The sequence below is a fragment of the Streptomyces sp. NPDC027189 genome, from assembly GCF_055566975.1.
Genome location: NZ_JBVHRI010000077.1, coordinates 1 through 2,417, shown reverse-complemented (window position 1 = coordinate 2,417; position 2,417 = coordinate 1). Strand labels below are relative to the sequence as shown.

The 2,417-nt window shown below is 57.1% G+C and carries 1 rRNA gene; it reads right to left on the bottom strand.

Annotated elements, in window-relative coordinates:
- Positions 1-52: 52 nt before the first annotated feature.
- A 23S ribosomal RNA gene (locus ACZ4RZ_RS50230) occupies positions 53-2,417 on the bottom strand; the annotation flags it as partial.

Genomic DNA, 2,417 nt, shown 5'->3' with positions numbered 1-2,417 from the left:
GGGCATGGGGTTGTTCGTGGTTTCAGAACCAACACAGTGGACGCGAGCAACTGAGGACAAGCCCTCGGCCTATTAGTACCAGTCACCTCCAGCGGTTACCCGCCTTCCAGATCTGGCCTATCAACCCAGTCGTCTACTGGGAGCCTTAACCCCTCAAGGGGGTGGGAGTCCTCATCTCGAAGCAGGCTTCCCGCTTAGATGCTTTCAGCGGTTATCCCTCCCGAACGTAGCCAACCAGCCATGCCCTTGGCAGGACAACTGGCACACCAGAGGTTCGTCCGTCCCGGTCCTCTCGTACTAGGGACAGCCCTTCTCAAGACTCCTACGCGCACAGCGGATAGGGACCGAACTGTCTCACGACGTTCTAAACCCAGCTCGCGTACCGCTTTAATGGGCGAACAGCCCAACCCTTGGGACCGACTCCAGCCCCAGGATGCGACGAGCCGACATCGAGGTGCCAAACCATCCCGTCGATATGGACTCTTGGGGAAGATCAGCCTGTTATCCCCGGGGTACCTTTTATCCGTTGAGCGACGGCGCTTCCACAAGCCACCGCCGGATCACTAGTCCCGACTTTCGTCCCTGCTCGACCCGTCGGTCTCACAGTCAAGCTCCCTTGTGCACTTACACTCAACACCTGATTGCCAACCAGGCTGAGGGAACCTTTGGGCGCCTCCGTTACTCTTTGGGAGGCAACCGCCCCAGTTAAACTACCCATCAGACACTGTCCCTGATCCGGATCACGGACCCAGGTTAGACATCCAGCACGACCAGACTGGTATTTCAACGACGACTCCACACTGGCTGGCGCCAATGCTTCACAGTCTCCCAGCTATCCTACACAAGCCGAACCGAACACCAATATCAAACTGTAGTAAAGGTCCCGGGGTCTTTCCGTCCTGCTGCGCGAAACGAGCATCTTTACTCGTAGTGCAATTTCACCGGGCCTATGGTTGAGACAGTCGAGAAGTCGTTACGCCATTCGTGCAGGTCGGAACTTACCCGACAAGGAATTTCGCTACCTTAGGATGGTTATAGTTACCACCGCCGTTTACTGGCGCTTAAGTTCTCAGCTTCGCCACAACGAATTGTGACTAACCGGTCCCCTTAACGTTCCAGCACCGGGCAGGCGTCAGTCCGTATACATCGCCTTACGGCTTCGCACGGACCTGTGTTTTTAGTAAACAGTCGCTTCTCGCTGGTCTCTGCGGCCACCCCCAGCTCACCGTGTAAAACGGATCACCAGTGATGGCCCCCCTTCTCCCGAAGTTACGGGGGCATTTTGCCGAGTTCCTTAACCATAGTTCACCCGAACGCCTCGGTATTCTCTACCTGACCACCTGAGTCGGTTTAGGGTACGGGCCGCCATGAAACTCGCTAGAGGCTTTTCTCGACAGCATAGGATCATCCACTTCACCACAATCGGCTCGGCATCAGGTCTCAGACTATGTGTCAGGCGGATTTGCCTACCTGACGTCCTACACCCTTACCCCGGGACAACCACCGCCCGGGATGGACTACCTTCCTGCGTCACCCCATCACTCACCTACTACAGGTCTGGTCCGTCGGCTCCACCACTCCCCTTTGCCCGAAGGCTCCGGGGCGGCTTCACGGACTTAGCATCGCCTGGTTCGATGTTTGACGCTTCACAGCGGGTACCGGAATATCAACCGGTTATCCATCGACTACGCCTGTCGGCCTCGCCTTAGGTCCCGACTTACCCTGGGCAGATCAGCTTGACCCAGGAACCCTTAGTCAATCGGCGCACACGTTTCTCACGTGTGTATCGCTACTCATGCCTGCATTCTCACTCGTGAACCGTCCACCACTGCCTTCCGGCGCGGCTTCACCCGGCACACGACGCTCCCCTACCCATCACAGCGGGCGTTGGCCCTCATGCTGCAATGACACGACTTCGGCGGTACGCTTGAGCCCCGCTACATTGTCGGCGCGGAATCACTAGACCAGTGAGCTATTACGCACTCTTTCAAGGGTGGCTGCTTCTAAGCCAACCTCCTGGTTGTCTGTGCGACTCCACATCCTTTCCCACTTAGCGTACGCTTAGGGGCCTTAGTCGATGCTCTGGGCTGTTTCCCTCTCGACCATGGAGCTTATCCCCCACAGTCTCACTGCCGCGCTCTCACTTACCGGCATTCGGAGTTTGGCTAAGGTCAGTAACCCGGTAGGGCCCATCGCCTATCCAGTGCTCTACCTCCGGCAAGAAACACACGACGCTGCACCTAAATGCATTTCGGGGAGAACCAGCTATCACGGAGTTTGATTGGCCTTTCACCCCTAACCACAGGTCATCCCCCAGGTTTTCAACCCTGGTGGGTTCGGTCCTCCACGACCTCTTACAGCCGCTTCAACCTGCCCATGGCTAGATCACTCCGCTTCGGGTCTTGAGCGCGCTACTA